A 26,774-nucleotide genomic window follows, 5' to 3' on the forward strand; every position below is an offset into this window, starting at 1 on the left:
CACCGCCGCCGAAGGCCGAGCAACTCACATACCTCCGTCACGACCGAGCGGTTGATTCACGATTCACGATTCATTATTCTCGATCCATGTCTCTCGCCGAGTGCCCGCCAGGACGCCGGGCGTCGTTGTTGGTGTTCGGGAACCGGTACAAGCTGGAGTTACTGGCCGCTCTGGCCACTGCCGGACAGGAGGGCGTGAACCTTTCGGCGCTCGCGGACGAGCAGGGCGTGTCGGCGAGCGTGTACTACGGACCCGTCGAGGATTTGCTCCAAGCGGGTCTTGCGGAGAAACTACCCCGGCAGTTGCCTGATCGTCGTCGCTGGTACCGCAGGACCGAGGGTGCTGTGTGGCAGTCCCTACGCACGCTGGCGGAAGAACTCGCGATGATCGAGGTGAAGGCGTCATGACCACGACCGCGCTGGCGGCGGCCGTGCGCGCCGCCAAGAGCACACCGGCGACCGGCTCGAGCCGGGACGTCCGCCTCGCCGAGAGCGCGATCGTGACCCTGTTCGGGTCGGCAGCGGGACTTGTCTACGAGCTCGACGAGACGGAGGCGTCCCGCCGTGTCACCGAGCAGGTCGAGCCGTTGACGGATCTGGCGGTCCTGGACGTGCTCATGGGCATGCCGGTAGGGTTGCCGGTCGCGCTGGAGGACCTGACGGATCGGGAACGGGAAATCCTCCGTCGCTGCCCGCCCGGCGCGGTCGACGTCGACGGCGGTCAGCTCGTACGTCGCGCGGTGCCACCGCTGTCGGTCCACCTCGCCGTCGTGGCCGCCAGGGATTGGAAGGTCGGGTTGAGGCGTGCGGGTCGGTTCGCCCCGTTCTGTGCCCGGATGATCCTGCTGCCCACCGTGCCGGCGGATCCGAGCGAGCTCCACGTCCGGGCGTCGTTCTACGGTTGCGGTGTCGGTGTGCTGGACGGTCAGCGGTTGCAGGTCGCGGTCGAGCCCGGCCAGTACACCCGCCGGCGGCACACCCCGGCGCAGTGGCGGTTCGCCGAGCAGGCCTACGCCGAGATCACGGCGTGTGCGACCGGCTGGTCGACGGTGCCGGAGCCCACCACGCGGGCAACTCAGACCACGCCTTGAGCGTGTTGGGGGCGTTGAACGCGCCTTCCTGTTCGATCAGCGCGTTGACGATGTCGCAGTGGGCAACCGCGTCGGCGCAGCGCCGCTTCCACCACTGCGCACGTTCGGCCAGCACGCGGCACTGGTGCATCTCGGCGATCCACGGGGTCCAGATGTGGAATCCGTGGGCGTGGGCGGCGCCGCGATCGGCCTTGTCGGTGAAGCTGTCAAGCCCTCGGCCGCCGCACGCGGGGCACGGGCAGGTCTGGGGTGGTTGGGTGTTACCGAAGCGCTCGGCGAGCAGGCTGCCCTTGTGGAAGGACATGAGTTCAGGGTGCAGCACGCTCGGCGAGTAGTCCGGTTTCTTGCCGCTGGACCGCGCAAACTGACCGATCGGCACCACGTGGCGCAGGCTTCCGCCGGTGCCGATCGACGCCGCGAAGGCACCGTGGCTCAGGACGTCGAAGGCGGTCAGATCGGTGCGGAAGACGGCGACGTGGCCAGCTTCGGCGACCAGGCGGCGCAGGTTGGCGACCGCGGGCTTGTAGCGCTTGAGCGGGTCGAACTGCCCTCCGAGCAGGACGACCTTGGGGACGGCCAGGCGCTTGAGCACGGCGACGAGCGAGTCGATGTGCTCGTTGCTGAGCCAGGCGACGTCGATCGGGACGCTGAAGAGCACGTCGTCGCCATCGAGGGCGGCCACGATCTCGGCCGCCGCCTTGAGCGGGCCAATCTCGCCCGCGCGGAAGTACGCGGTCGGGGTCATCACAGCGGTCACGCCCGCGTCCCGCTGCCCCTGCAGCACCTCACTCAGCGAGGCGCCAAACAAGCCGTCCCCCGCCGGCAGAACGAAGGGTTCCTCCGCGGTGGCCGCCGCACTCGCGTAGCCCTCCGGGTCGGCGAGCAGCAGTCCCTGGTAGCGACCGCGTCGCAGTTCGCGGACGGCCTTGCACGCCTTCTTGCCGCTGAGCACCAGGCCGTCGACGTCGGCGAGCAACGGCATGAGCGTGCTGCGGTCGGTGTCGAGGTTGGCGTGGACCAGTACCCGGTCGGTCAGCGCCCCGACCGGTCCCGGCGGAGCAGCCGGTGCGGGCCGCAGGCCCAACGCGTGCAGTGCGGCCGCACGCGCTTGGGCTTCGTCGGTGGGCGGACGCGGAGCGGGCAGGTTGGCAGGGGACGTGTTGGTCATGGTGCGACCTCCGCGGTGATCGACGGTGCGGACGACTCCGTGACACCGCTCTCCTCGGTGCCGGTGCCTTCCAGGTAGAGGCGGGTGAACTCGTCGGGGGTCAAGCGCGTCAACCGGGCGAGGTCGTCCACGCCCGCTCCCCGGCTCAGGTGCCAGTCCACCAGCGACCGCACGGCAACGGGTTGCTCGACGTCGAGCGGCCCCGGCTCGGTAGTGCGATAACCGAGACTGGACATCTCGACTGCCAGGGTGCGGTGCTGCCAGTCGCTGATCACCCCGAGCGTGCGCGCCCGGCGCAGCAACGCCCACATCGAGACCCGCCACCGCTGCTTGAGCGACAGCAGCAGCCGCAGGTCGACGGCACCCCGGAACTCGTCCCGGATGTCGGCGGCGGGCATCAGCAGTTCAGCGGCGAAGCGGTTGGCCTGTTTCTCCTGCTCGGGATGCGGCATGGAGTGCATCACCATATGGCCGAGCTCGTGGGCCAGCGTGAAGCGCTGCCGATCACCGGGAGTACCGGAGTTGAGCAGCACGACCGGGTCCTCCCCCGCCGCGCACGCGCTGATCGCGTCCACCGGCACGCTCTCGTTGCCCGAGTCCAGCGGCACCGGTGCGACCAGGGCACGACGCAACACCAACCCGCCGGCGTCCTCCAGCACCGACAGCACCGAGTCCAGCGGCCCACGCGGAAGCCCCCACTCCACGCGAACCATGCCGGCGGCCTCCTCGGGCGGGGTGTAGTCGTCCACCGAGATCCGCGGGATGGCGAACTTCACGACGCGCGACTCATCGCCGAGCAGGCCCTTGAGCTGGATGCGGGTCAGGTTGAGCACCGCGTGGATGCGACGCAGGTCCGGCGCGGCCACCGCCTGCTTCTTCCGGTGGTGGACCAGCCCGGGGCCAGCCCCGACTTCCGCCTCGCGCAGGACCAGCAGTTCAGGTGGGTATTCGAGCGCGCGGGCGTACAGGTCGAGCCGATCACCGGACACCGTCAGCCGACCCGCCTCCGCGCGACTGACGTAAGCCTGGCTCACCTTCGACCCGTGGCCCTCCAGCTCCTTCATGGCATCAGCCACGTCACCCTGCTTCAACCCGCGCGACTCGCGCGCGAGCACCAGCATCCGCGGCTGCGCGGCGACGTCGGACTGTTCGACCACCTGACCTCCAAGATCGCCTCGAAAGAGTACCACGGTATATACCGACCACCATTCATCTCGATGGCGGCGCGGCCTCGATGACCGCGCCAACAGCCACTCCGGAGAACCGGTGACCATCGACGGCGGTACGCGCATCGTGCGCGGCGAGGAGGTGCTGACCATGATCGGCGCCGACTGGGCCCGTGACGCCCACAGCTCGTCGGCGCCCTCCTACTACACGTCGAGGGCAACACCGTGCTCCGGCATGTGGAGTGCACCGGCACCATGTCCTTCCCCATCACCGCCGACCCCTTGTGGATCGCCGGCTGGGTCATCCACCTGGCCGGTACCCGCTGCAACGTCGGCGCCGCAGGCGCGATGCCGCGCCTACCGCCCATACAACGAACGCCGCAACCCATCGGGCTACTTCGACAACGCCGCCATCGGCTGCATGACCGCCGGCCTGGACATCCGCCGCTACTGGTAACGCTCCCCCGCCGCTCACCACGAACGGCACTCGTCCCGGTGCTCCGCGACCAGCCGGACCACCCGCTGCCGCACCTCGGCCGAGTGCTGTGCCGTCCCGCCATGACTCCATCGAACCCAGGGCACATCACCGACTCCGAACAACCATGGCAGGATCAAGATGTCCGTCAAAACGAGACAAGCTCATTTGACTTGGGCAGGCAGGGAAGCTCGGGAGTGTTGCTGTCTGCTTGCGTGACGTCTTGTCGGTAAACTAGCTCAATATTCCAGCAGCGTGCGTAGGGCACCACCAGCGCGCTCAGACTGAGCGGTGAGGCTCCTCGATGACTTGGCCTGGCAAGGTTGAACACCAGAACCTTTACGTGGCGGCTTCGTCGCTCGCCCGCTTCCTTATGGACATGCCGCGGGCACTTCGGCACGGCTCGACCATGCACATGTTCCACGCTGATGCCGCAGAGCGATGTAAGTCGCTAGCCATCACGTTGGAGTCGGCAGGCATCCTCGGCGAGCGCGACGCATATGGCCCCGCCTGCGCGCTACTGCGCAGTGCGTTGGAGCAGACGCTGGTGGACAAGCTGGTGTTCTCCGGCCGCCGGTACGTCCAGATCGTCACGGGCGTGACGGAAGACATGTGGCAGACGTGGGAGCAGGAACGTGCCGCTGGTACGAAGTGGCAAGACGTTACCGACTGGACTCGCAACAGGAACGGCAGAGTCCGCATTGTCCGCGAAGGCCTGCTCACGGAGCCTGCCGAAGACGGCAGCCGCCAGGCGATCAGCGTGCACTACCTCTTGCTGCAAGACTTTACGCCGTTCGTGGCATCACCAGCGGTGCACGAACATGAGGACGATGGCTTGTCAGACCCTGAACAGCGTCGGACCTATGCCGAGCAGAACCGCTCCATGTACGAGGAGTACCTACGATGGCAGAGTCTCAAAGAGAGCTTCAAGGCCAACGTCTTCGCTGATGACGCCGTGGTGGCCAAGCTCGATGTCCACTATCGATTCCTGAGTGCCTTCGTCCATCCGATCAGTGACGTCACCAGGCTTCTGTACGGCAAGGATGCCTCGATGGGGTGGCCGATGTACGACCACTACAGCAGTGAACTCGTCTTGCTCTACATCATCGTGTTGGCCGTCATTGAGCTGCGCAACTTCTGTGAGATGACCCTGCAGAAACCTTCGGTTGAAATCGACGGCCGGGACGGGATTGAGCAGGCATGCAGTGCCGCTTGGGAGCTGAGCAACTACCTGTGGTTCCCAGGCCAGTCGCCTCACGCTCATGATCGATATGAAGAAGCCAACCGCCGCGCATGGGCGGCCTACCGGGAGACCAAGCAGTTGCAGCCACCTGGAGACCCAGTCAGCTTGTCGACGGACGAGATCCGCTACTACCAGAATCCCCTACGGCGTTTGATCGCGCTGCACAGTTCCAAGCAGGAGATGACGACTGGGCTGAGCTACGTTTCGCCCTGGCCGCGCACGGACGCGCGGCTTGGACGGTAGCGACGACACACCTCTCGGTCGAGCTGCGGTGGCCTCGGACCTACTCCGGCTATAGAGGTGCATGCGCAGGCCACACACATACCACCCGACACGATGGCCACCGTCAGGACGTTAGTGACGCCGGTGTGGAGTCGGATTGCGGCAGTCGGTTGTCGGCGGTGCGGTGCGGTGGTAGTTGCAGTGCACGTTCCAGACCGCCAGGGCATCGGTGCGTTCTTTTCGCTGGTCCAGGTGTGAGCGCAGAGTAGTTCCTCGTCAGGTGCGTGGGTAGCGCCCGACCTCGCCGTCATGGCGCGGGATGTAGGGCGTGGGCCGCCGGTGACGAAGTCGCGCAGCACGATGACGAAGTCGCAGCTTCCGCGGCAGGCGCCGTTGTCGATGACGATGCGGTGCCAGCGCCGAGGCCAGTGAGGTGGTCCTGGCCCGATGCCGCGACCCGGTCAGCCGCCGCCGCGACTGGCAGAGCACCGCGCACGCCGTGCGTGCGCGCCCGGAACGGTCCGCGGGGCACGCTGCGCCGAGGCGGCCAGCTTCATCCACGCCTTCCGCCGCTGGCACGGGACCACTCCGGGCGGTTACGGGCGGCGGCACCGGGCCGTGTGAGGTGGAATTTTCGCTTCGGTAGAGTTTGCGCAATTTCGCGCGGAACGAGGAGTGCCAATGGATCCGGATGCTTTAGCCGAGTTGGCATTCGAAGCTCTGACTTCCACGAGAACGCTACGCTCCGCCCGGGAACACCTCCACGATCTCGTGGAACCGAAACTCGCTCACAATCCGGGAACCGCCGCGCTGTGGTCCGGGTTCATCCGCGACCGGCGGGTTCCACCCGAACTCCCGGCCGCCCTCGCAGCCGAACTGCGGCACGACGAGCGCTTCGCGAACCGGATCGCGGAACTGGCGAACCGCGCGCTGTGGCGCAGGAGGCTGATCCCGCGCCGCGATCTGGTGCTCGGGATCGCGGTAACGCTCGTGGGCGGTGCGGCGGCCGGCGGGATCAACTGGCTCCTCAACCCCGCGATCGAACCCTTGGCCCAGGATGAGGTCACCAAGGCGGAGCAGGCCAAAGCCCAATCCAAGGGCGTCCTCGGAGTAAAGGCGGCCTACCAGATCCGCGGTGACGCGTTCGGGTGGGCCTTCGCCGAACCGCTCTCGGACACGCAAGTGCGGGACCTGCTGGCGGTCGAGGGCGAGCCGGAACTCGGTCCACTCGCCCTCGCCGCGCAACCGGTCTACATCGCCTACCACTACTGGGGAGAGCTCCACAACTTCACCAGGCTGAGGATGACGGTGGTCAACCACTGGCCGAAACCGGTGCTGATCACCGACATCAAGGCCAAGGTGAAGCGGACAGCCCCGCTGTCGGGCGCATTGGCGTGGGTGGGCGCGCAAGGCAGTGTCGAGGTGATCGACATCGGTTTCGACCTCGAAGAAGACGATCCCCGAGCTCGCGTCACCAACAAAGACGGCACCCTCGGCGACCCGTGGACCTATGGCGAGAACGTCGAACTGGAGCCGGGTCAAACCCAGCCGTTCAACCTCATCGGACGCGCCACCAAGTCGTACTGCGAATGGCACGTAGAGATCCACGCGGAGATCGAGGGGCAACCGCAGGTCTTCGAGGTGAAGGACGACCAGGGAAAACCGTTCGTCACCACGGCTTTCGCCGACCACTACCGGCAGCGCTTCAGCTACGGACCGCCCAACGGCCTCAAGTGGGTCGAGCGCGGTGAGGGCGGGATGTTCAGGTGAAGACGCGCACGCGGAGAACGCTGTTCCTGGTCGGAACCTTCGTCGTGGGCCTCGTCGCGGGCCTCGTGGTGTGGTGGGAACCCCGGGAACCGCAGAATCCGCCGACGACGCCGGAGACGTCGTGGAGCGAGGTGCCCGCCCGGGAGCCGGAGATCGAGGCAAGCGTCCGGGTGGGCGGTCGCGCCGACGATGACGGGTGGATGCTGATGGCATCGGAGCAACTCGCTCGCGCCACCCCGCCCGATGACGTGGCCGACTGCCGCGGGCTTCGGGAGTGGGCGCTCGAGGAGGGCGCGCTGCCCGCCGGCTACGCGACGCACACAATCACGTTGTCGGCGAACTACCACACCACCATCGAGTACGTGCAAGTCGAGGTGTCCCCGGACACCACGCCGTATCCGAAGACCGCGGCCGACGGGCCGAGGGTCCGCCTGATCTGTCTGCCGCGGCCCGGGGCGCAGATACCGTTCCCCGACGCCGAGGCCCCTCGGGCGGCGGTCAACGGCGGATCCTCGATCTTCGACCAACGTTTCCGAACGGCGGTGCTGACCGAGCGGCACCGGCTCACACCCCAGTCGTCGGCGGACCTGGAGGTAGTCGTCGACTTCAGCGGTTCGGCAGGCCCTTCCGCCTACCGCGTCGAGGTCCGCGTCGGAGAGGACGGCGAGTCCCGGGTGGTGCCGGTAAACGGGGACGCCCCGATGTTCGCTACCGAGGACGGAAGCGGGATGGGGTACTGGCCGCCCACCGCACTGTGGACAATGAGCCCCACCCGCACGCACACCTACTGCGACGCCGTGTCGAACCCCGCTCCCGACCAGGAACCCCCCTGCTCGTGAGGCATCCCCTCACCCCGGCCCCGACGCCACGCGCTCCAGCTCCGGCACGCTCTCGTGGGGCGTGGGCGCCGCCATCGCCTTCTCCGCGCCCGCCGCGAACGACGGCTCCTCCAGCAACCTCGTCAACCCCGCGCGCAACCCCTCGGGGGTGACTTCGTCGGGGTCCACCACCATGGCCCCGCCCTGCTCCGCCAGCAGGTCCGCCAGCCCCGCCTTGTCCCACACGTTGCCCGGAACCTCCAGCTGCGGCACACCGTACGCCACCGCGTTCCCGGTCGTGCCCGCGCCGCCGTGGTGGACGACCGCGGCGCAGGTGGGCAGCAGCGCGTCCAGGGGCACGAAGTCGAACAGCCGGACGTTGTCCGGCGTCGCCGTCGGCGACCGGAGCTGCCGGGCGGTCAACGTCGCCACCACCTCGATGTCCAGGTCCGCGACCGCGTCGAACAGAGTGCTCGGCGGAGAACCGCTTCACGCCCCACAGGTCGCGCCGAGACAGGCCGAGGGTGACGCAGACCCGGCGCCGGGCCTGCTGCTCAGCTCCGCCAGGTCCAGCGCGTTCCCGACCGGGACGGCCGTCAGCCCGGCCTGGACGATCGCGTCGACGAGGTCCGGCCGGGCGGCGACCCGGACGTCATGCCCCGCTGCGCGCAGCGCCCACGCCACAACCACCCCCGACTGGCCCGCTGGGAACCGATCTACACCCTGCTCAACGAGCCCAACGTCGAGCACCACGACAAGCGGGCGACCAGCGAGACGCTGACACACCCTGCCAACCACTCCCCACCGAGTTCAAGCAGCACCTCGTGCCGATCGTCGAAGCGATGCTCCCCCACCCGGCCACCGTCCTCGACCGCTTCCACCGACAACCGACCAACTTCGGGGTCGCAACCCATCTACTCACCAACCTCGACGACGACTCCACACACATCCACGATCTGCTCCCCAACCTGCTCCCCGGAACCACCGAACAACGCCAGCGCGCCACGACTTGGCGCTGCCCCTGGATCCCGTCGCCGCCACCGGCATCCTGATACCTCTGATCCGCGACCGGCACCCGAAGTACGAGCCGATGCCGCCGCACTGGCCGACCTGGTCGCCAACGGAGCTACCACCCCGCTCATCCTCACGATGCTGAAACACAGCCTCGCCGAGCCGGGCACCCTCGTTGCGCGAACCGTCGCGCTCGTACTTGCCGAAGTGGCACCCACGGACAACACTCATGCGCTGCTGAACGACCTGCAAGATCACTCGTCAGCCATCATCCGGCACACCATCAGTGCCGCGATCGGTTGCAAGTCAGACTATGACCATGTTTCTTCGCTGGCCGTAGCCGCGACGCGCGAATTGATCAAAGTCCAAAAAGGGTTTACGTCAAGGCTATCCTGAAGTATCCAGAAGTTTGGCCCGCTCGCGTGATGAACGGAGCATTCACGTCGCATCGGAGGTGGGGCTGTGGCCCACCTGGACAGTGGGCGGAAGTTGTTGCTATGCTTGACTTATGCGGCACCGTGGCGGTGTCCGAGATGGGCTGAAGCCCACATTTGGGGGTTCAACAAGCTCGGACACATAATTTGCCCCGCGAGATATTTCCAGGTCACCTGGGAGTCTCGTGGGGCTTTGTGGTTCCCGACCCTGCTTCGACTCTACCTGGTGGTCGCTGCTCGTGGGAGGTCTGCCGGTGCGAGGGCAGGAGCAGTGGCCGACGTCCGGCTCGTCCCACGACCTGTCGACCGCGGTCACGGCCGTGTTCGCCCGGCGGTGGGTACCCCGCTACCCCACCGACCATCGGCCAAACCGAAAACGTGGTCGGATCGCGCAACGCCACCACACCTCAGGTCGCCGGTCCTGATCGACTGACACCGAGGTCGGCCAGCACGCCCGCGATGATTGCGTCGCAGCGGTGGAGTGAGGGGTCGACCGATCGGCTGGTGTCTCCAACACCCGCGAACGCGTGACCCGCATGTCGGCAAGGGATGGAATAGCGGCGCCGGCGCCGCAGTCATCCGATCGAGCCAGCCCGTGTGGCTATCCGCCGACGTGGATGCCGGGGCGGCGGTCGCGGTCGGGTTCGTTGGTGCGGATGATCTCGCGGACGACGGGGGCGGTGTCGCCGCGGCCCAGCAGCAGGTAGCGGAACAGGTGACCCAGGGGGTTGCCCTCGCTCCACTCGAAGTGGCAGTGCGGCCGCACGCCGGTGGTGTCGCGCAGGGTGAGCAGGATCGCGGCGATGGCGTTGGGTGCGGCGGGGCTGTCGGCGCGCAGCACGCGGTGGCCGCCGACGTCGATGCCGCGCACGCGCAGCACGTCGCTGAAGTCGGAGGGGTCGACGACGTCGATCTCCAGGAACAGCACGTCGGCCGCGCCGGGGACCGGGTTCATGCCGCGCTGTTCGGTCTCCTTTGCCGCGTACTCTGCGGCGTCGCCGCTCTGGCGGCGGTTGGCGATCAGGGTCAGGGCTCCGTCGTGGGCGATGGAGTCGGTGATGATCCGGCGGGCGTCGTCGTCGAATTCGATGTGCTTGACGCGTAGTTCGGTGGTGCGGGTGACGCGGGAGACCAGGGACACGGCGATGATGCCGAGGATGAAGAAGAACGAGATGGTGATGCCGTCGGGCTTCTCGATGACGTTCTCGACCAGGGCGTAGAGCAGGATCAGGGTCAGTACGGTGAACCCGATCGCCTGGCGGCGCTGCCGGCGGCGGCCCGCGGAGATGGCCACGGCCACGGTGGCCGAGACCATCATCGCCAGGATGCCGGTGGCGTAGGCGCCTGCCTGGGCGTTGACGTCGGCGTTGAAGATGATCGTGACCAGGACGCAGACGGCCGTGTAGACGAGCACCACCGGGCGCACGGCGCGGGTCCAGTCCGGGGCCATGCCGTAGGCGGGCAGGTAGCGGGGCACGATGTTGATCAGGCCGGCCATGGCGGAGGCGCCCGCAAACCAGAGGATCAGGATGCTGCTGATGTCGTAGGCGGTGCCCACCCACTTCCCGAGCAGGTCGTGGGCGAGGTAGGCCAGTGCGCGGCCGTTGGCCTCACCGCCCGGCTGGAACGCTTCGGCGGGCACCAGGACGGTGGTGACGAAGCTGGTCGCGATGAGGTAGACGGACATGATCACGGCGGCGGCGGTGAGCAGCTTGCGGGTGTTGCGGATGCGGCTGTCCAGGCGTTCCCGCTCGGTGCGCCCGTCGGCGGCGACCAGGGGCATCATGCTCACCCCGGTCTCGAAGCCGGACAGGCCGAGCACCAGCAGCGGGAACGCCAGGACGGCCGGGCCGACCACGCCGGTGACCCCGCCCTCGCCGGAGGTCAGCGCGTCCCACCAGCGGTCCAGCGCGGTGGGCTCGGCCAGCACCTCGATCACGCCCGCGCCTACGACCACGGCGTTGAGCAGCAGGAACACCGCCACCAGCGGGATGGCCACGCCGACGGCCTCGCTGAACCCGAGCAGGAACACGCCGCCCAGCACCAGCAGCAGCACCACCGTGATCAGGACTTCGTGGCCGTGCAGGAAGTACGGGGTGATCGGGTTCTCGACCAGGTGAACCGTGGCGTCGGCCGAGGACAGGGTGATCGTGATGATCCAGGAGGTGGCCACGAAGCCGAGCAGGACCAGCACGAACAGCTTGCCGCGCCAGAACGGCAGCAGCTTCTCCAGCATCGCCACCGAGCCCTGGCCGTGCGGGCTCTCCTTGGCCACCCGCCGGTACATGGGCAGCATGCCCAGCAGGGTGAGCGCCACGATCAGCAGGGTGGCCAGTGGCGAGATCGCCCCGGCGGCCAGCGCGGCGATGCCGGGCAGGTAGGACAGGGTGGAGAAGTAGTCCACGCCGGTCAGGCACATCACCTTCCACCACGCGTGTGGCTCGGCGTGGCTCTCGGCGCTGGCCGGTCCCTCCGGGGCGACCTGGTGGCGCAGCAGCCACCGCCCCAGGCCGCTCGACGGCGCGGGTGGTCGGACCGGACTGTCCACACGTGCCGGGACAGCGGGTTCGGGCGTGCCGGTCATGCGATCTCTCCTGGTGGTGATCGTGTCGTGCTCGAACAGCATTCAGGGCTGCCTGCCGTGGCGCGCGACGACGGCGGACGAACAGCCTCGACGTCGGCGAACAAGAGGGCAAAACGGACAAAAAGTCGGCGCTACTCTTGATCTGGCGGTTGACACCGGAATGGGTGGTTATTCCCGCGTTGCGTACCGGTGGTGCCGTATGTCACGGCGCCCAGCCGATCAGCACGTCGCCTTCGCTCACGTGGCTCACCGCCGGGTCGTCGCGCCAATAGCGGATCCCCTCGCGCAGCACGGCCAGTACCACGGGATGGCACTGCCGAACGGGTATCCCGATCTCCTCGGAGGTCGGCCGTCGTCCCCGTACTCCCTCGGCGAGCATGACCCGGGTCGCGCCTGCGGTATCCAGTCCGGCTACCGTCTTGGCCGCAAGGTTCGCGCCCATCCGTTCGGTGGCCATCACCAGGTCCGCTCCGGCCTGCCGCAACGCCGGAACGTGCTGCGGTTGGCGCATCGCCGCCACGACCCTCGCGGGGGAAGCCAACCGGCGGACCAACGTCACCACCATCGCGGTCGTCGCGTCGTCCATGCAGGTCACGACCACACACCGCGCCCGCGCCACGCCCGCTCGGCGCAGCACCGCGGCCTCGGTGGCGTCGCCGACCACCACCGACCAGCCCGTCGACTCGGCTGACCTGGCGCGATCGCTCCGGCGTTCCACGACGATGACCTCGGACGACGCGGCCTGTTCGCCGACGGCGGCGGCTGCCGCCGCGCCGGTCCCGCCGTAGCCGATGATCAGCACCGGTCCCGATCCGAGGCAGTCGTCCGGCCGCGTCGCCGTGTCGGGGACATCCACGCGGCCACAGTCACACATATCCGCGCCGAATCGGCTCGGAGTCGTGAGGCTTTTACGCCGTCTTGACGCCTGCCGAAGCCGCACCCGGCACGCTCCTGCACATTCGGTATCACGCGGACGTCGGACATACCGGCGCGGTAGTAGCGACAAGGATGCCTCTTGCCGCCTAATAGAGGAGGACAGAGGGATCCGACGGTGTTCGTGGGTCAGGCTTGGAAGCGGTAGCCCATGCCTGGTTCGGTGAGCAGATGCCGGGGGCGTGAGGGGTGTGGTTCGAGTTTGCGGCGCAGTTGGGCCAGGTACACGCGCAGGTAGTGAGTCTCGGAGGTGTACTCCGGACCCCACACCTGCTGGAGCAGTTGTTTCTGGGTGACCAGCCTGCCGCCGCTGCGCGCGAGGATTTCCAGCATCCCCCACTCGGTGGGGGTGAGGTGGACCTCGGTGCCGTCGCGGTGGACCTTCTTGACAGCCAGGTCGACAGTGAACGACGCGGTGCGCACCAGGGGGTCGGTGGTGTCCTGTGCCGTGGCGGCGCGGCGGAGGGCGGCGCGCAGGCGCGCGAGCAGCTCGTCCATGCCGAAGGGTTTGGTGATGTAGTCGTCGGCTCCGGCGTCGAGGGCTCGGACCTTGTCTTCGGAGTCCGATCGGGCCGAGAGCACGACGATCGGCACCGTGCTCCAGCCTCGCAGTCCGGCGATGACCTCGGTGCCGTCGATGTCGGGCAGGCCCAGGTCCAGCACGACGATGTCGGGTGTGCCCGCCGCCGCCTCCCGCAGGGCACCGGCGCCGTCGTGGGCGGTGAGGACGCGGTATCCGCGGGCGGTCAGGTTGATCCGCAGCGCGCGGACGATCTGGGGTTCGTCGTCGACGATGAGCACGGTGGTCATGCGGGTGCCGCCTGGTCGGTTCGGGCTGCCACGGGCAGCGAGACGACGATGGTCAGGCCACCTCCGGGGGTGTCTTCGGCGGTGATGGCGCCGCCCATGGCCTCGGTGAAGCCCTTGGCGACGCTGAGCCCCAAGCCGACGCCGGGGGTGTTGTCGCGGTCGCCGAGGCGTTGGAAGGGCGCGAAGACGGTGTCGGCGGTGTTCTTGGGCAGTCCGTGGCCGTGGTCGACCACGCGCAGTTCCACCTGGTCGCCGTGGGCGCTGGCGCGGACGGCGATGTCGGGTTCGTCGACCGTGATGGTGCCGTCGCCGTCCACGTCGACCGGGCGGCGTGGGGTGAGGCGGCCGTGTCGCAGGGCGTTGTTGACGAGGTTGGCGATCACGCGTTCCAGCAGCCCCACGTCGGCCAGCACCGGTGGCAGGGACTCCGGGACGTCGATCAGGACCAGCCGGCGCTCGTCGATGCCGGTCAGGGCGCGGGCGACGGCCTCGTCGTAGGTGACGGGCCTCAGTCGGGGTGCGACGGCGCCGGTGGCCAGGCGGGAGGAGTCGAGCAGGTTGTCGATCAGTCCGGTGAGCTGGTCGGCCGACACCTCGACGGTCTCCAGCAGCTCCGCGGTGTCCTCGGGGGACAGTCGCAGGTCGGGGTCGCGCAGGCTGCCGATGGCGGCTTTGATCGAGGTGAGCGGGGTGCGCAGGTCGTGGCCGACGGCGGACAGGATCGCGGTGCGCAGTTCGGTGGTCTCGGCGCGCCGCTGGGCTTCTGCGGTCTGGGTGGCCATGCGCTGCTGGCGCAGGGCGAGCAACGCCTGGCCCGCGGCGGCCTCCAACGCCTGCTGGTCGGCGGCGGGCAGGGCGCGTCCCCGCAGCGCCAGGTGCACGTCCGCGGTGACCGGCACGTCGACGTCGGCGTCGTCGGGTTCGTCGCACGGCCTCGGCCCGACGCAGGCGACGCGTTCCCACTCGCCGTCGCGGTGTTCCAGCAGCGCCACCGACTCCAGGCCGAAGTTCTCGCGCACCTTCTCCAGCAGCCGCGCCAGGGGGAATGGGCTGGTCAGCACGGTGCGGGCGTAGGAGGCCAACAGCGCGGCCTCGGTGCGGGCGCGGGCGCCCTGCTCGGCCAGCCGCGCCGCCCGGTCCACGACCAGGGCGACCAGGACCGCCACCACGACCATAGCCAGGAGGGTGACCAGGTTCTCCGGGGTCGCCACCGCCAGGCTGTAGTAGGGCTCGGTGAAGAAGAAGTTCAGCAGGCCCGCGCCCAGCAGCGCCGCGCCGAGCGCGGGCCCGAGGCCTCCGACCAGCGCCACGACCACCGTGGCCAGGAAGAACCCGATCAGATCGGTGGAGAAGGACAACTGGTCGCGGACGAGCAGCCCCAACACGGTGACCAACGCGGGCACCAGCACCGCCAAGGCCCACCCCAGCAGCCTGCGTGACGGGGTCAACGCGCCCCGGCCGGCCCGCAACCGCAAGCCTCGCCGGGCCTCCGCGTGGGTGACCATGTGCACGTCGATCGACCCCGACGCCTGCACCACCGCCGAGCCGATGCCCTCGTCCAACACCCGCGCCAACCGCGAGCGGCGAGAGGTGCCCAGCACCAGCTGGGTGGCGTTGACGCCGCGCGCGAAGTCCAACAGGGCGGTGGGCACGTCGTCGCCGACCACGGTGTGGAAGGTCGCGCCGACGTCGTCAGTGGTCTTGCGCAGCCTCGCGATCGAATCCGGCGGAGGGCCGGCGAGGCCGTCGCCGCGCAGGACGTGCACGACCAGCAGGTCGGCGCCCGCCCGGACGGCGATGCGGCGGGCACGGCGGATCAGCGTCTCGCTCTCCCGGCCTCCGGTGACCGCGACGACGACCCGTTCGCGGGTCTCCCAGGTGTCGGTGATGCTCTGCTCGGACCGGTAGCGCCGCAACGCCACGTCCACCTGGTCGGCCACCCACAACAGGGCCAACTCCCGCAGCGCGGTGAGGTTGCCGACCCGGAAGTAGTTGCCCAGCGCCGCGTCGATCTTGTGCGCGGCGTAGACGTTGCCGTGCGCCAACCGGCGACGCAAGGCCTCCGCGGTGATGTCGACCAGCTCCACCTGCTCGGCACGGCGCACCACCTCGTCCGGCACGGTCTCGCGCTGCTCGACCCCGGTGATGCGGGCCACGACGTCGTTGAGCGACTCCAGGTGTTGGACGTTGACCGTGGACAGCACGTCGATGCCCGCGTCGAGCAGCTCCTCGACGTCCTGCCAGCGCTTGGCGTTGCGGGAGCCGGGCGCGTTCGTGTGCGCCAGCTCGTCCACCACCGCCACCTCGGGGGCGCGGGCCAGCAAGCCGTCGATGTCCAGTTCGGTGACCTCGACTTCCCGGTGGTGGCCTGTGCGACGGGGGAACACCTCCAGTCCTTCGACCAGGGCGGCGGTCTTCTCCCGCCCGTGGGTCTCCACCAGACCGACCACCACGTCCGTGCCGCGCTCCCGCCGCCGGTGCGCCTCGCCCAGCATGGCGAAGGTCTTGCCCACGCCCGGCGCCGCGCCCAGGTAGATCCGCAGCTCCCCGCGCTTGCGCTTGCCGTCCACCACGTCAGTGTGCCTTTCCGGGACCCCGTCGGCCTCAACTCCGAGGGAGGGAACCACCATCGCGGTGGTCCCCCTCCCCGTTGTCACCCCGCCGCGTCGAGCGCCCGGTTGAGGGCGGTGACGTTGACACCCGGCTCACCCAGGAACCCGAGGGCGCGGCCGCCGGTGTGCTCGGCGACCAGCTGCCGCACCCGGTCCTCGCCCAGGCCGTTCTCCCGGGCCACCCGCGGCACCTGGAGGTCGGCGTAGGCGGTGCTGATGTGCGGGTCCAGGCCAGAGGCCGAGGCGGTGACGGCGTCGGGCGGGACGCGGTCCTCGTTGACGCCCTCGCGCTGGGCGATCTCCGTGCGGCGTTCGGCGATCACCGCGTCGTACTCGGTGTTCAGCTCGCCCTTGTTCGAGCCGCCCGACGCGGGCAGCGTGGCCGCTGAAGGCCGCGCCACGAACCACTGGTCGCCCTCGCGCGGGACGGCGACGAGTGTGGTGTCGACGGCTTCGGCGTTGGCGTGCAGTCCGGGCAGCCGGCTGACGGCCCACACGGCGGCCGGGTAGAGCACGCCGGTGATCACGGTGAGCACGAGCAGGACGCGCAGCCCTGCCAGTGCCTGCTTGACGAAGTTGTTCACCTTCAGGGTCACCCGATTCCAGGGATGAGTCGCACGAGCAGGTCGATCAGCCAGATCCCGGCGAACGGCGTGACCACGCCGCCGAGGCCGTAGACGAGCAGATTGCGCCGCAGCAGCGCGGAGGCGCTGGAGGGCTGGTAGCGCACGCCCCGCAGCGCCAGCGGGATCAGCACCACGATGATCAGCGCGTTGAAGATCACCGCCGAGAGGATCGCCGACTGCGGCGAGGCCAGGTGCATGATGTTGAGTTTGTCCAACTGCGGGTAGATGGCGGCGAACATCGCCGGGAGGATCGCGAAGTACTTGGCCAGGTCGTTGGCCACCGAGAATGTGGTCAGCGCGCCGCGCGTGATCAGCAACTGCTTGCCGATCTCCACGACCTCGATGAGCTTGGTCGGGTCCGAGTCCAGGTCGACCATGTTCCCGGCCTCCTTGGCGGCCGAGGTGCCGGTGTTCATGGCCACGCCCACGTCGGCCTGGGCCAGCGCGGGGGCGTCGTTGGTGCCGTCACCGGTCATCGCGACGAGCTTGCCGCCCTCCTGCTCCCTCTTGATCAGGGCCATCTTGTCCTCGGGCTTGGCCTCGGCCAGGAAGTCGTCCACACCGGCCTCGGCGGCGATGGCGCGGGCCGTGAGCGGGTTGTCACCGGTCACCATCACGGTGCGGATGCCCATGGCGCGCAGCTCGGCGAACCGCTCCCTCATGCCGGGCTTGACCACGTCGGACAGCCGGATCACGCCCAGCACCCGGTCGTCCACGGCCACGACCAGGGGCGTGCCGCCCTCGGCGCTGATCCCGTCCACGACCGCGCGGGTGGGCTCGTCCAGGGTGAACGCGCTCGCCGCGCCCTTGCGCACCCGCCGCCCGTTGAGGTCGATACCGCTGACCCGGGTCTGCGCGGTGAACGGCACGAACTCGCCGGTCTTCTCCTGCTCCGTCGGGTCGGCCGACCGACCGTAACGCTGCACACAAAGCTCGATCACGCTGCGGCCCTCGGGGGTGCCATCGGCCAACGACGACAACCGGGCCGCGTCGACCAGGGCGTCCGTCCCCACGCCAGGCGTCGGGATGAACTCGGTGGCACGCCGGTTGCCCCACGTGATGGTGCCGGTCTTGTCCAGCAGCAGCGTGTCCACGTCCCCGGCGGCCTCGACCGCCCTGCCGGAGGTGGCCAGCACGTTGCGCTGCACCAGCCGGTCCATGCCCGCGATGCCGATCGCGGAGAGCAGCGCGCCGATCGTGGTCGGGATCAGGCACACCAGCAGCGCCGTGAGCACGATCACCGACTGCTCGCCGCCCGAGTACACGGCGAAGGGCTGCAACGCGACGACGGCGAGCAGGAAGATGATCGTCAGCGTGGACAGCAGGATGGTCAGCGCGATCTCGTTGGGGGTCTTCTGCCGCCGCGCGCCCTCGACCAGGGCGATCATCCGGTCCACGAACGTCTCGCCGGGCTTGGCCGTGATGCGCACGACGATCCGGTCCGACAGGACCGTGGTGCCGCCGGTGACCGCGGACCGGTCGCCGCCGGACTCGCGGATGACCGGCGCGGACTCGCCGGTGATCGCGGACTCGTCGACGGTGGCGATGCCCTCGACCACGTCACCGTCGCCGGGGATCACCTCCCCGGCTTCGACGACGACGAGGTCGCCGACCGTCAACTCGGTGCCCGGCACGGTGCGGCCGTCGGTCAGGCGGGCGACCGCGTCCTTCTTCGTCGCGCGCAACGAGTCCGCCTGGGCCTTGCCCCGGCCCTCGGCGACGGCCTCAGCGAGGTTGGCGAACAGCACGGTCAGCCACAGCCACACCGCCACCGCGACGGTGAACACGCTCGGGTCGGTCGCGGCGAACACCGTAACGAGGACCGAGCCGACCCACACGACGAACATGACCGGGTTGCGCGCCTGGTGACGCGGATCGAGCTTGCGCAGCGCGTCGGGCAGCGAGGTCAGCAGTTGGCGGGGGTTGAACACCCCGGCAGCCACCTGCCGGCTCGGATTCCGAGCGTGGCGTTCGCGAATCTCCTGCGGAGTCCGCTGCGGGTGTTCGGTGGTGGTGGTCACAGCAGGGCCTCCGCGATGGGACCGAGGGCGAGGGCGGGGACGAAGGTCAGCGCGGCGACCAGGACGATCGCCCCGCCGAGCAGGGTGGCGAACAGCGGGCCGGTGGTCGGCAGCGTGCCGGCCGTGACCGGCACCTTCCGCTGCCCGGCCAGCGACCCGGCCAGGCACAGCACGGCGACGACGGGCACGAACCGGCCCAGTGCCATGCACACGCCCAGCGACGCCTGGAACCAGTCGTTGGTCACCGTGATGCCGGCGAACGCGCTGCCGTTGTTGTTCGACGCCGACGCGTAGGCGTAGAGGATCTCCGACAGGCCGTGCGCACCGGGGTTGTTCAACGCGCCCTGCGTGGACGGCAGCACGGCCGCGACGCCCGCGCCGATCAGCAACACGGTCGGCATGGCCAGGATCGACACCGCCGCCGCCGTCACTTCGCGGCGACCCAGCTTCTTGCCCAGGTACTCGGGCGTGCGGCCGACCATCAACCCGGCCAGGAACATCGCGATCACGGCCATCACCAGGATGCTGTAGAGGCCGGTGCCCACACCGCCCGGCGTCATCTCGCCGAACAGCATGTTCAGCAGCGCGCCGCCGCCACCCAGCCCGGTGAAGCTGTCGTGCATCGAGTTCACCGCACCTGTCGACGTGGCCGTGGTGGTGTTGGCGAACAACGCGCTCGACGGGACGCCGAACCGCAGTTCCTTGCCCTCCAACGGACGCAGGCCGCTCGCCTCCGCCGCCCAGATCACCGCCAACATCGCGCTCCACAACGCGCCCATCACGCCGAGCAGCACATACCCCTGCCGGCGGTCGCCGACCATCGTGCCGAAGGTGCGGGTGAGCGACACCGGGATGACCAGAATCAGGAAGATCTCGATGAGGTTGGACCAGGCGTTGGGGTTCTCGAACGGGTGGGCGGAGTTGGCGTTGAGCACCCCGCCGCCGTTGGTGCCCAACTCCTTGATCGCCTCCTGGCTCGCCACCGGTGCCGTGGCGACGAGCTGCCCGTCGACGTCCACACCGGACTTCAGGCTCATCACCACGCCGGTGGCGACCAGGACGATCGCGAACATGAACGCCACCGGCAGCAGGACGCGGATCGTGCCGCGGGTCAGGTCGACCCAGAAGTTGCCCAACCGGTCGGTGCGGCTGCGGACGAACCCGCGCACCAGGGCCATCGCCACCGCCAGGCCCACCGCGGCGGAGACGAAGTTCTGCACCGTCAACCCGATCATCTGCACGGTGTGCCCCATGACGGTCTCGGGCACGTAGGACTGCCAGTTCGTGTTGGTCACGAAGCTGACCGCGGTGTTGAACGCCATGCCCGGGGGCACGTTGCCCCGGTCGTAGGCCCACGGCAGCACCGACTGCACCCGCTGGAGCACGTAGAGCAGCACCACGCCGACGAAGGAGAACCCCAGCACGCCCAGCGCGTATGTGCCCCAGCGCTGCTCGGAGTCCGGATCGACGCGCGCGACCTTGTAGACCGCGCGTTCCACCTTGGAATGCTCGGCACCCGTGTAGACGCGGGCCATGTAGTCGCCGAACGGCCGGTACACCACGGCCAGGGCGACGATCAGCAGACCGACCTGGAGCAGACCGGCCACAGTAGAGGACATCAGAATTTCTCCGGACGGACCAGCGCGACGAACAGGTACCCGATCAACAGCAGGGCCAGCACACCGCCGACGGTGTTGGCCATCACCCCGGTGCCGCTCACAACCGCCCCAGACCGCGCACGCCGAGCGCCAGCAGCAGGAACACACCTATGATCAGCAGCACGTAGGCCAGATCGGCCATCTCCGCGCCCCTTCCCGACTCCGAGCGGTCTCGACGGACCGCCATGCCGGAAAGGATGCACCCGGAAGTGGCCGGCCCACGGATGCCTGACGGGTCCCTAACGCCCTCGATCCGGTCCCTTACGCGATGTTGACGACCGGGAGACGCCGGTCTCACCGCAGGTCACGACCGGGTTAACCACGATCGCTGCGGGCGCTGCGCACAGTGACGAGCACGAGGCGGTCGAGCGCCTGTCCCGGCTGGTCGCCCGGTAGCTGCAGCGTTCGGCGTCTTCGGCGACCGACTGGGCCGCGCCAGAATCTGAACCGTGCTCACAGGCGGCTGCCGAACCGGCGTCGTACCGGACTCCGCAGTCACGTACTGCTACCCAGTTGTTCGGATTCAGCACTCCCAGTAATTATTGGCAAGCTCAGTTCGTCCACGCCCGACCTGTGCCGAGCAGGCCGCCCGGTAGCAGGCGCACAGGATCGGCGGGAGAACCCACCCTGAAAGAATCGGAGCGAGGACAAAGGAGTCTGCTCAGATGACCTCACCCCTGTTATCGAGGATCGGTCGCGCTGCCGCCGTGGCGTTCACGGCCATCGCAACCACTTCCACCCTCACCGGCGGCGCGAGCGCCGACCCGGCCGCAGCGGCGGTGCCGTTCAAGGCCGAGCACACTGACCGCTGCCTGAGCAGCCACACCACCGGCCAGTTGGCCTGGCGCAACGCGCTGCCGGTCCCGACGCCCCACCCCGTGACCGCGGTCAAGGTCACCGGTGAGGTCGCGCTGCGCAACGCCACCCCGTGCGCCCCGCCCACCCGAGCCGTCGCGGTGGCCGTGTTCACCGCCTACAACGGCCGCACCGCCGTCGATACCGAGCGCCAGAGCACCACCGGCGCGACCAAGTTCGAGTTCGTGCTCTCCGTGCCGCTCGTCCCGACGCCGACCCCGGTGCCCATCGACCGCGTCACCGTCCAGGTCTGCCACACCGCCATCACCCCCATCCCCGAACCAGGCCCGCTCACCTGCGGCGACATCTCCACCTACCCCATCTCCTGACCCGTGCGGCGGGTGTGGCGGGCGATCCACCCCGTCATACCCGCCACCCGGTCGATGACGGGTGATCACTCATCGCCGTCATCGCCACGGTCATCGTCTCCGTCGTCATCGTCATCGTCGAGGTCGACCGGGGATAGGTCGGCCGGTTGCGGTCACACCCCGACCGTCCTGGAGGCGACGATCGCCCGACTGCGGGCCAGGCGGTGGGTGCGGCGGATCTCCGCCTCCGCACGGCGGCGGCGGTCCTCGGCGCTGTCCGGCACCACGGGCGGGACCGGCCGCGGACGGCCGTCGTGGTCCACGGCCACCAGCACCACGTAGGCCGAGGCCACGTGCACCGCGGGCACCGAGCGGTCCCAACGGTCGGCGGTGACCCGCACCCCGACCTCCATCGAGGTGTTGCCGGTCCAGTTGACCTGGGCGTGCAGGTGCAGCACGTCACCCACGCGCACCGGGACCAGGAACACCATCTCGTCGACCGCGACCGTCACCGACGGGCCCTCGCAGTGCCGCGCCGAGACCACCCCGGCCAGCGAGTCGACCAGCTTCATCAGCACCCCGCCGTGCACGGTGCCCATCAGGTTGGTGTCGTGGTCGTCGGTGATCCGCGAGATCGTCAACCTCGACGCGGCGGTGGGCTTGCCGCTCACCCCAACTCCGCCCGCACCCGCCGGGCCGCGGCAACCAGGGTGCGCAGCGCCGGTTCGACCTCGCGGTAGCCGCGGGTCTTCAGGCCGCAGTCGGGGTTGACCCACAGCCGGTTTCCCGGCAGTACCCGCGCGGCGGCGGCCACCAGCTCGACGACCTCGTCCACGTCGGGTACCCGCGGCGAGTGGATGTCGTACACGCCGGGGCCCACGCCGCGGCTGAAACCGTTGGCCCGCAGGTCTTCCAGGATTTCCATCTTGGACCGTGCGGCCTCGATGGTGGTCACGTCCGCACCCAGGCCGTCGATGGCGTCGATGACCTCGCCGAACTCCGAGTAGCACAGATGCGTGTGTACCTGGGTCTCCGGTGCGGCGCCGGAGGTGGCCAGGCGGAACGCGGCCACCGACCACTCCAGGTAGGCGGGTTGGTCGGCGGCGCGCAGCGGCAGCAGCTCGCGCAGCGCGGGCTCGTCGACCTGCACGATGCGGATGCCGGCGGCCTCCAGGTCGGCGACCTCGTCGCGCAGCGCCAGCGCCACCTGGTCGGCGGTGTCGGCCAGGGGCTGGTCGTCGCGGACGAACGACCACGCCAGGATCGTCACCGGCCCGGTCAGCATGCCCTTGACCGGCCGTTCGGTCAGCGATTGGGCGAAACTCGCCCACGGCACGGTGATCGGTCCGGGGCGGGTGACGTCGCCGTGCAGGATCGGCGGGCGCACGCAGCGCGAGCCGTAGGACTGCACCCAGCCGTGCTCGGTGGTGGCGAAGCCGTCCAGGTGCTCGGCGAAGTACTGCACCATGTCATTGCGCTCGGGCTCGCCGTGCACCAGCACGTCCAGCCCGATGTCCTCCTGAAGCGCGATGACACGGGCGATCTCGGCGCGCATCCGCTCGACGTACTCCGCCTGCGACAGCGCACCCGACCGCAGTTCCGCGCGAGCAGTGCGGATGTCGGCGGTTTGGGGGAACGAGCCGATGGTCGTGGTCGCCAGCGGCGGGAGGTCCAGGCGGTCTTCCTGGGCGGCGGCGCGGTGGGCGTAGGGCGCGCGTTCGCGGTCCTGCGGGCGCAGCGCGGCCAGCCGGGCCCGCACGGCCTCGTCACGGCGGGGGCTCGCGGCGGGCTCGTCGGCCTGGCCGGCCCACGCGCCGGTCACGCCCTCGCGCAGCGCGCGGCCTAGCAGCACGACCTCGCGGACCTTCTGCCTGGCGAACGCCAGCCGCGACCGCACCGCCGGGTCCAGCCCGGTCTCCGCGTCGAGGTCGTAGGGCACGTGCAGCAGCGTCGAGGAAGTCGACACCGCCACCTCGCCTGCCGAACCGAGCAGCGACACCGCCGTGGCCAGCGCCTTCCGCAGGTCGGTGCGCCACACGTTGCGGCCGTCCACCACCCCGGCCACCAGCGTCTTGTCCCGCAGCGCCGGGATGCCCGCGATCCCGTCAACCGCGCCCGCGACCAGGTCCACGCCGATCGCCTCGACGGCCGTGCCCGCCAGCACCGGCAGGGCGGGGCCGAGGCTGCCGTAGTAGCCGGTGACCAGGAGCTTCGGGCGGGCGTTGAGCGAGGCCAGCCGGGTGTAGGCCCGGCCCAGCGCGGCCAGGTCCGTTTCCGCGCGGTCGGCGGCGAAGGCCAGCTCGTCGAGCTGGACCCACACCACGCCCTGCGCCGCCAGCACAACCAGCAGCTCGGCGTAGACGTCCACCAGGTCGTCCAGCCGCGCCAGCGGGTCGGCGCCCTTGGCCAGCAGCAGGAACGTCACCGGGCCCAGCAGCACCGGCCGGGTCTCGATCCCCAGCCGGCGGGCCTGCCGGTAGTCGGCCAGCGGCTTGTCCCCGGCCAGCCGGAACACCGTGTCCGGGCCGATCTCGGGCACCAGGTAGTGGTAGTTGGTGTCGAACCACTTCGTCAGCTCCAGCGGCGGCGCCTGCGCGTCGCCCCGTGCCGCCGCGAAGTAGGAGTCCAGCTCGTGCTCGCGCCGGTAGCGGTCCGGGACCGCGCCGACGAGGAACGCCGTGTCGAGCACCTGGTCGTAGAACGAGAACGTGTTGGACGGGATCGAGTCCAGCCCGGCGTCGCGCAACTCCCGCCACGTTGCCGCGCGCAGGTCGGCAGCGGTGGCGAGCAGGGTGTCCCGGTCGGTCCTCCCCGCCCAGTACGCCTCCACGGCGCGCTTGAGTTCCCGATGGGGACCGATCCTCGGATATCCGAGCACGGTGGCGCCGATACCGCTGGTCACAAGCTCTCTCCTCGCGAGCGTGCGTGAAGTCCGGTCGCTGTCACGGGCACGCTTCGCGGGCGGCACTCGGCCGCGTCCGCGCGAGCCCTCCCGCGAGGCTCCCGGACACCGCGTACCCGGTGGGTGCGCGGACCGGTGGCAGGTCTTCGGACTCACGGGCGTCGAACCCACTCCTACCGGCCGTCGCTTCCCACGCGGAGCGCGCAGTGCTTGGTTGACGGCTTTCGTTCCCGTTCACCGCTGCGGGGCAGTCCCGGATTCGCACCGGGTTCCCTCTTGCCTCGCCTCCGCCGTCACCGACGCGGGCGAACCACCAGCGACGGCAGCGTAGCGCACCGCGGGAACACCGCTCAGAATCCGGGAACCGCCTGGTGCGCATCGGTGATGCGTGAGCGGTGCCCTCCTCGTCCGGGAACGGGCTGCTGTTTGAAGGATGAACCCCGAGAGCGGGCCGGCGCAGCGGACACGTGTCCATGTGGGGGTGGGTTGCGCGGCGATCTACAACATGTAGTGTTCCCGCCGTCGATGGTTCCGACGCCCTCCGAGGGCCGAGGAGGCAAGAGGGAACCCGGTGCGAATCCGGGACTGCCCCGCAGCGGTGAGTGGGAACGACCGCCGTCACGAAGCACTGCGCGTCACGCGTGGGAAGCGACGGCCAGTAGGTCCGGTGTCAGCCGGGTGTCCGCGAGTCCGAAGACCTGCCGTCGGTGCGCGCGCCGGCCGGCGTGCGCGTGTCCGGGGCCTCGTGGGCGGGCCGACACGGATCAGCGTGCCGTCGCGCACGCGCTCTGTGGCACCCCCGCGTGCTCCGGGCCGCTCCAGGCTCGCGAGGAGAGGGCTGTGTCGACCACAACCACGAGCACCACCGCGCAGGTGCGGGTGATCCGCCGCGACGGCAGTGCCTCGGCGTTCGACGCCACCAGGATCGCGGTGGCGATGACCAAGGCGTTCCTGGCCGTGGAGGGCGACGCCGCCGCGTCGTCTTCCCGCCTGCACCCCCTGGTGGAAGACCTGACGGCGCAGGTGGGGGCCGCGCTGCTCAAGCGCGCGCGGCCGGATGTCGCGCTGCACGTCGAGCAGATCCAGGACCAGGTGGAACTGGTGCTGATGCGCGGCGGTCACCACGAGGTGGCCCGTGCCTACGTGCTCTACCGCGAGGAGCACGCCAAGGCCCGCGAGGTCGTGCCCGCCGCATCGGAGTTCCGCGTCAAGGGTCCGGACGGCGAGCTGGTCCTGCTGGACTGGGACCGCGTGGGCGTCGTGGTCGGTGAGGCGTGCGCGGGCCTGGCCGACACCTCGCCGGAGGTCGTGCTGGCCGAGGTGCGGCGCACCGTCTACGACGGCATCACGGTCGACGAGCTGGCCGTGGCGCTGGTGATGGCGGCGCGGACGCTGGTGGAGACCGAGCCGAACTACTCGTTCGTGGCCGCCCGGCTGTTGCTGGACCGGCTGCGCCGCGAGGTGCTGACCCGGCTCGCCGGACGCCCGGTCGAGGCCACCGGCGAGCAGATGTCCTACGTGGACTACTTCCCGGCCTACGTGCGCCTGGGCATCGAGCTGGACCGGCTCGACCCGGAGCTGGCGGACTTCGACGTCGAGCGCCTGGCCGCCGCGATCCACCCGGAGCGGGACACGAAGTTCGACTTCCTGGGGATGCAGACGCTCTACGACCGGTACTTCCTGCACGACCACGGCACCCGTTACGAGCTGCCGCAGGCGTTCTTCATGCGCGTGGCGATGGGCCTGGCCCTGCGCGAGGACGACCGGGAAGCGCGCGCGATCGAGTTCTACGAGCTGCTGTCCTCGTTCGACTTCATGGCCTCGACGCCCACGCTGTTCAACTCCGGCACCACCCGCCCTCAACTCTCGTCGTGCTTCCTGACCACCGTGGACGACGACCTGGACGGCATCTTCCGCGGGTACCGGAACAACGCGCTGCTGGCGAAGTTCTCCGGTGGCCTGGGCAACGACTGGACGCCGGTGGGGGGCCGGGGGGCGGCCCGAAGGGGGCCCCAAAGCCCGGCCCACGGGGTGGTGGGGGTGCGGGATATAGCCCAACCAACCCGCC

The 26,774-nt window shown here is 69.6% G+C and carries 24 protein-coding genes, 1 pseudogene and 2 riboswitches; of the genes and pseudogenes, 9 read left to right on the forward strand and 16 right to left on the reverse strand.

The genetic code is table 11. The annotated features are described in order from the left end of the window. Nucleotides 1-86 precede the first annotated feature (86 nt). Nucleotides 87-407 (forward strand): hypothetical protein, encoded by a 321-nt coding sequence (locus ACFXGA_RS00855; RefSeq protein ID WP_378083031.1) that lies wholly within the window; start codon nucleotides 87-89, stop codon nucleotides 405-407. Further along, complete coding sequence (locus tag ACFXGA_RS00860) at nucleotides 404-1,090, forward strand: hypothetical protein (RefSeq protein WP_378083033.1); 687 nt, start codon at nucleotides 404-406, stop codon at nucleotides 1,088-1,090. The genes ACFXGA_RS00855 and ACFXGA_RS00860 overlap by 4 nt, the downstream gene beginning before the upstream one ends. On the opposite strand, the gene ACFXGA_RS00865 is transcribed toward ACFXGA_RS00860, so the two are convergent. Further along, entirely contained in the window at nucleotides 1,020-2,258 is a 1,239-nt protein-coding gene (locus tag ACFXGA_RS00865) for a hypothetical protein (RefSeq protein ID WP_378083035.1), read from the reverse strand. The genes ACFXGA_RS00860 and ACFXGA_RS00865 overlap by 71 nt on opposite strands. Beyond that, a complete protein-coding gene (locus ACFXGA_RS00870) occupies nucleotides 2,255-3,415 on the reverse strand; it encodes an ImmA/IrrE family metallo-endopeptidase (RefSeq protein WP_378083036.1) in 1,161 nt (386 codons plus the stop codon). The genes ACFXGA_RS00865 and ACFXGA_RS00870 overlap by 4 nt, the downstream gene beginning before the upstream one ends. A gap of 827 nt (nucleotides 3,416-4,242) precedes the next feature. Between ACFXGA_RS00870 and ACFXGA_RS00875 the strand changes: the two genes are divergently transcribed. Further along, nucleotides 4,243-5,385, forward strand: a complete 1,143-nt coding sequence (locus tag ACFXGA_RS00875) for a hypothetical protein (protein ID WP_378083039.1) — start codon at nucleotides 4,243-4,245, stop codon at nucleotides 5,383-5,385. Nucleotides 5,386-5,492: 107 nt separating this feature from the next. Here the strand turns inward: ACFXGA_RS00875 and ACFXGA_RS00880 are convergent. Beyond that, a pseudogene (locus ACFXGA_RS00880) lies at nucleotides 5,493-5,795 on the reverse strand (IS481 family transposase); the annotation flags it as partial. A gap of 250 nt (nucleotides 5,796-6,045) precedes the next feature. Here ACFXGA_RS00880 and ACFXGA_RS00885 point away from each other — a divergent pair. Together ACFXGA_RS00885 and ACFXGA_RS00890 are read left to right on the forward strand one after the other, a co-directional pair. After that, nucleotides 6,046-7,134 (forward strand): hypothetical protein, encoded by a 1,089-nt coding sequence (locus tag ACFXGA_RS00885; protein WP_378083040.1) that lies wholly within the window; start codon nucleotides 6,046-6,048, stop codon nucleotides 7,132-7,134. Further along, nucleotides 7,131-7,973 carry a hypothetical protein gene (locus ACFXGA_RS00890; RefSeq protein ID WP_378083042.1) on the forward strand — a complete coding sequence of 281 codons (843 nt, stop codon included), beginning with the start codon at nucleotides 7,131-7,133 and terminating at the stop codon, nucleotides 7,971-7,973. The genes ACFXGA_RS00885 and ACFXGA_RS00890 overlap by 4 nt, the downstream gene beginning before the upstream one ends. A 9-nt stretch (nucleotides 7,974-7,982) precedes the next feature. Here the strand turns inward: ACFXGA_RS00890 and ACFXGA_RS00895 are convergent, their stop codons facing one another. Together ACFXGA_RS00895 and ACFXGA_RS00900 are read right to left on the reverse strand one after the other, a co-directional pair. Beyond that, a complete protein-coding gene (locus ACFXGA_RS00895; protein ID WP_378083044.1) occupies nucleotides 7,983-8,384 on the reverse strand; it encodes a nucleotide disphospho-sugar-binding domain-containing protein in 402 nt (133 codons plus the stop codon). A gap of 57 nt (nucleotides 8,385-8,441) precedes the next feature. After that, nucleotides 8,442-8,750, reverse strand: a complete 309-nt coding sequence (locus ACFXGA_RS00900) for a hypothetical protein (protein ID WP_378083045.1) — start codon at nucleotides 8,748-8,750, stop codon at nucleotides 8,442-8,444. A 26-nt stretch (nucleotides 8,751-8,776) separates the two neighbouring features. On the opposite strand from ACFXGA_RS00900, the gene ACFXGA_RS00905 reads away from it, so the two are divergent. Further along, complete coding sequence (locus ACFXGA_RS00905) at nucleotides 8,777-9,004, forward strand: hypothetical protein (protein WP_378083046.1); 228 nt, start codon at nucleotides 8,777-8,779, stop codon at nucleotides 9,002-9,004. Nucleotides 9,005-9,101: 97 nt separating this feature from the next. Continuing rightward, nucleotides 9,102-9,359 carry a hypothetical protein gene (locus tag ACFXGA_RS00910; RefSeq protein WP_378083048.1) on the forward strand — a complete coding sequence of 86 codons (258 nt, stop codon included), beginning with the start codon at nucleotides 9,102-9,104 and terminating at the stop codon, nucleotides 9,357-9,359. Nucleotides 9,360-9,998: 639 nt separating this feature from the next. Here ACFXGA_RS00910 and ACFXGA_RS00915 read toward each other — a convergent pair. The 9 genes from ACFXGA_RS00915 to ACFXGA_RS00955 form a co-directional block, all read right to left on the reverse strand. Then, nucleotides 9,999-11,981 carry an amino acid transporter gene (locus tag ACFXGA_RS00915; protein ID WP_378083174.1) on the reverse strand — a complete coding sequence of 661 codons (1,983 nt, stop codon included), beginning with the start codon at nucleotides 11,979-11,981 and terminating at the stop codon, nucleotides 9,999-10,001. Between the two features lie 202 nt (nucleotides 11,982-12,183). Beyond that, complete coding sequence (locus ACFXGA_RS00920; protein ID WP_378083050.1) at nucleotides 12,184-12,837, reverse strand: NAD-binding protein; 654 nt, start codon at nucleotides 12,835-12,837, stop codon at nucleotides 12,184-12,186. 206 nt (nucleotides 12,838-13,043) lie between these two features. Continuing rightward, nucleotides 13,044-13,724 carry a response regulator gene (locus ACFXGA_RS00925; protein WP_378083052.1) on the reverse strand — a complete coding sequence of 227 codons (681 nt, stop codon included), beginning with the start codon at nucleotides 13,722-13,724 and terminating at the stop codon, nucleotides 13,044-13,046. Beyond that, entirely contained in the window at nucleotides 13,721-16,354 is a 2,634-nt protein-coding gene (locus ACFXGA_RS00930; protein WP_378083053.1) for a DUF4118 domain-containing protein, read from the reverse strand. The genes ACFXGA_RS00925 and ACFXGA_RS00930 overlap by 4 nt, the downstream gene beginning before the upstream one ends. Nucleotides 16,355-16,377: 23 nt before the next feature. Then, nucleotides 16,378-16,920, reverse strand: a complete 543-nt coding sequence (locus ACFXGA_RS00935; protein WP_378083176.1) for a potassium-transporting ATPase subunit C — start codon at nucleotides 16,918-16,920, stop codon at nucleotides 16,378-16,380. Between the two features lie 8 nt (nucleotides 16,921-16,928). After that, entirely contained in the window at nucleotides 16,929-18,983 is a 2,055-nt protein-coding gene (kdpB, locus tag ACFXGA_RS00940; RefSeq protein WP_378083056.1) for a potassium-transporting ATPase subunit KdpB, read from the reverse strand. Then, entirely contained in the window at nucleotides 18,980-20,602 is a 1,623-nt protein-coding gene (kdpA, locus tag ACFXGA_RS00945) for a potassium-transporting ATPase subunit KdpA (RefSeq protein WP_378083058.1), read from the reverse strand. Before kdpA ends, kdpB begins: the two co-directional genes overlap by 4 nt. Then, nucleotides 20,602-20,703, reverse strand: coding sequence for a K(+)-transporting ATPase subunit F (gene kdpF / locus ACFXGA_RS00950; protein WP_378083060.1), 102 nt, complete (start codon nucleotides 20,701-20,703; stop codon nucleotides 20,602-20,604). The genes kdpA and kdpF overlap by 1 nt, the downstream gene beginning before the upstream one ends. Further along, nucleotides 20,700-20,828, reverse strand: a complete 129-nt coding sequence (locus ACFXGA_RS00955) for a hypothetical protein (protein WP_378083062.1) — start codon at nucleotides 20,826-20,828, stop codon at nucleotides 20,700-20,702. Before ACFXGA_RS00955 ends, kdpF begins: the two co-directional genes overlap by 4 nt. Nucleotides 20,829-21,306: 478 nt before the next feature. Here ACFXGA_RS00955 and ACFXGA_RS00960 point away from each other — a divergent pair, with 478 nt between their 5' ends. Beyond that, nucleotides 21,307-21,825: a hypothetical protein gene (locus tag ACFXGA_RS00960; protein WP_378083063.1), complete on the forward strand. Its 519-nt coding sequence runs from the start codon at nucleotides 21,307-21,309 to the stop codon at nucleotides 21,823-21,825. A 152-nt stretch (nucleotides 21,826-21,977) separates the two neighbouring features. On the opposite strand, the gene ACFXGA_RS00965 is transcribed toward ACFXGA_RS00960, so the two are convergent. Next, nucleotides 21,978-22,475, reverse strand: a complete 498-nt coding sequence (locus tag ACFXGA_RS00965) for an acyl-CoA thioesterase (protein ID WP_378083064.1) — start codon at nucleotides 22,473-22,475, stop codon at nucleotides 21,978-21,980. Continuing rightward, nucleotides 22,472-24,706, reverse strand: a complete 2,235-nt coding sequence (metE, locus tag ACFXGA_RS00970; RefSeq protein ID WP_378083066.1) for a 5-methyltetrahydropteroyltriglutamate--homocysteine S-methyltransferase — start codon at nucleotides 24,704-24,706, stop codon at nucleotides 22,472-22,474. The genes ACFXGA_RS00965 and metE overlap by 4 nt, the downstream gene beginning before the upstream one ends. A 119-nt stretch (nucleotides 24,707-24,825) precedes the next feature. Beyond that, nucleotides 24,826-25,036, reverse strand: a riboswitch (cobalamin riboswitch). A gap of 179 nt (nucleotides 25,037-25,215) precedes the next feature. Further along, nucleotides 25,216-25,427: riboswitch (cobalamin riboswitch) on the forward strand. Nucleotides 25,428-25,546: 119 nt separating this feature from the next. Between metE and ACFXGA_RS00975 the strand changes: the two genes are divergently transcribed. Further along, a partial coding sequence (locus ACFXGA_RS00975; protein WP_378083068.1) for a ribonucleotide reductase N-terminal alpha domain-containing protein occupies nucleotides 25,547-26,774 on the forward strand: 1,228 nt, incomplete at its 3' end.

The sequence above is a fragment of the Actinosynnema sp. NPDC059335 genome (genome assembly GCF_042752395.1).
Lineage (GTDB): Bacteria > Actinomycetota > Actinomycetes > Mycobacteriales > Pseudonocardiaceae > Actinosynnema.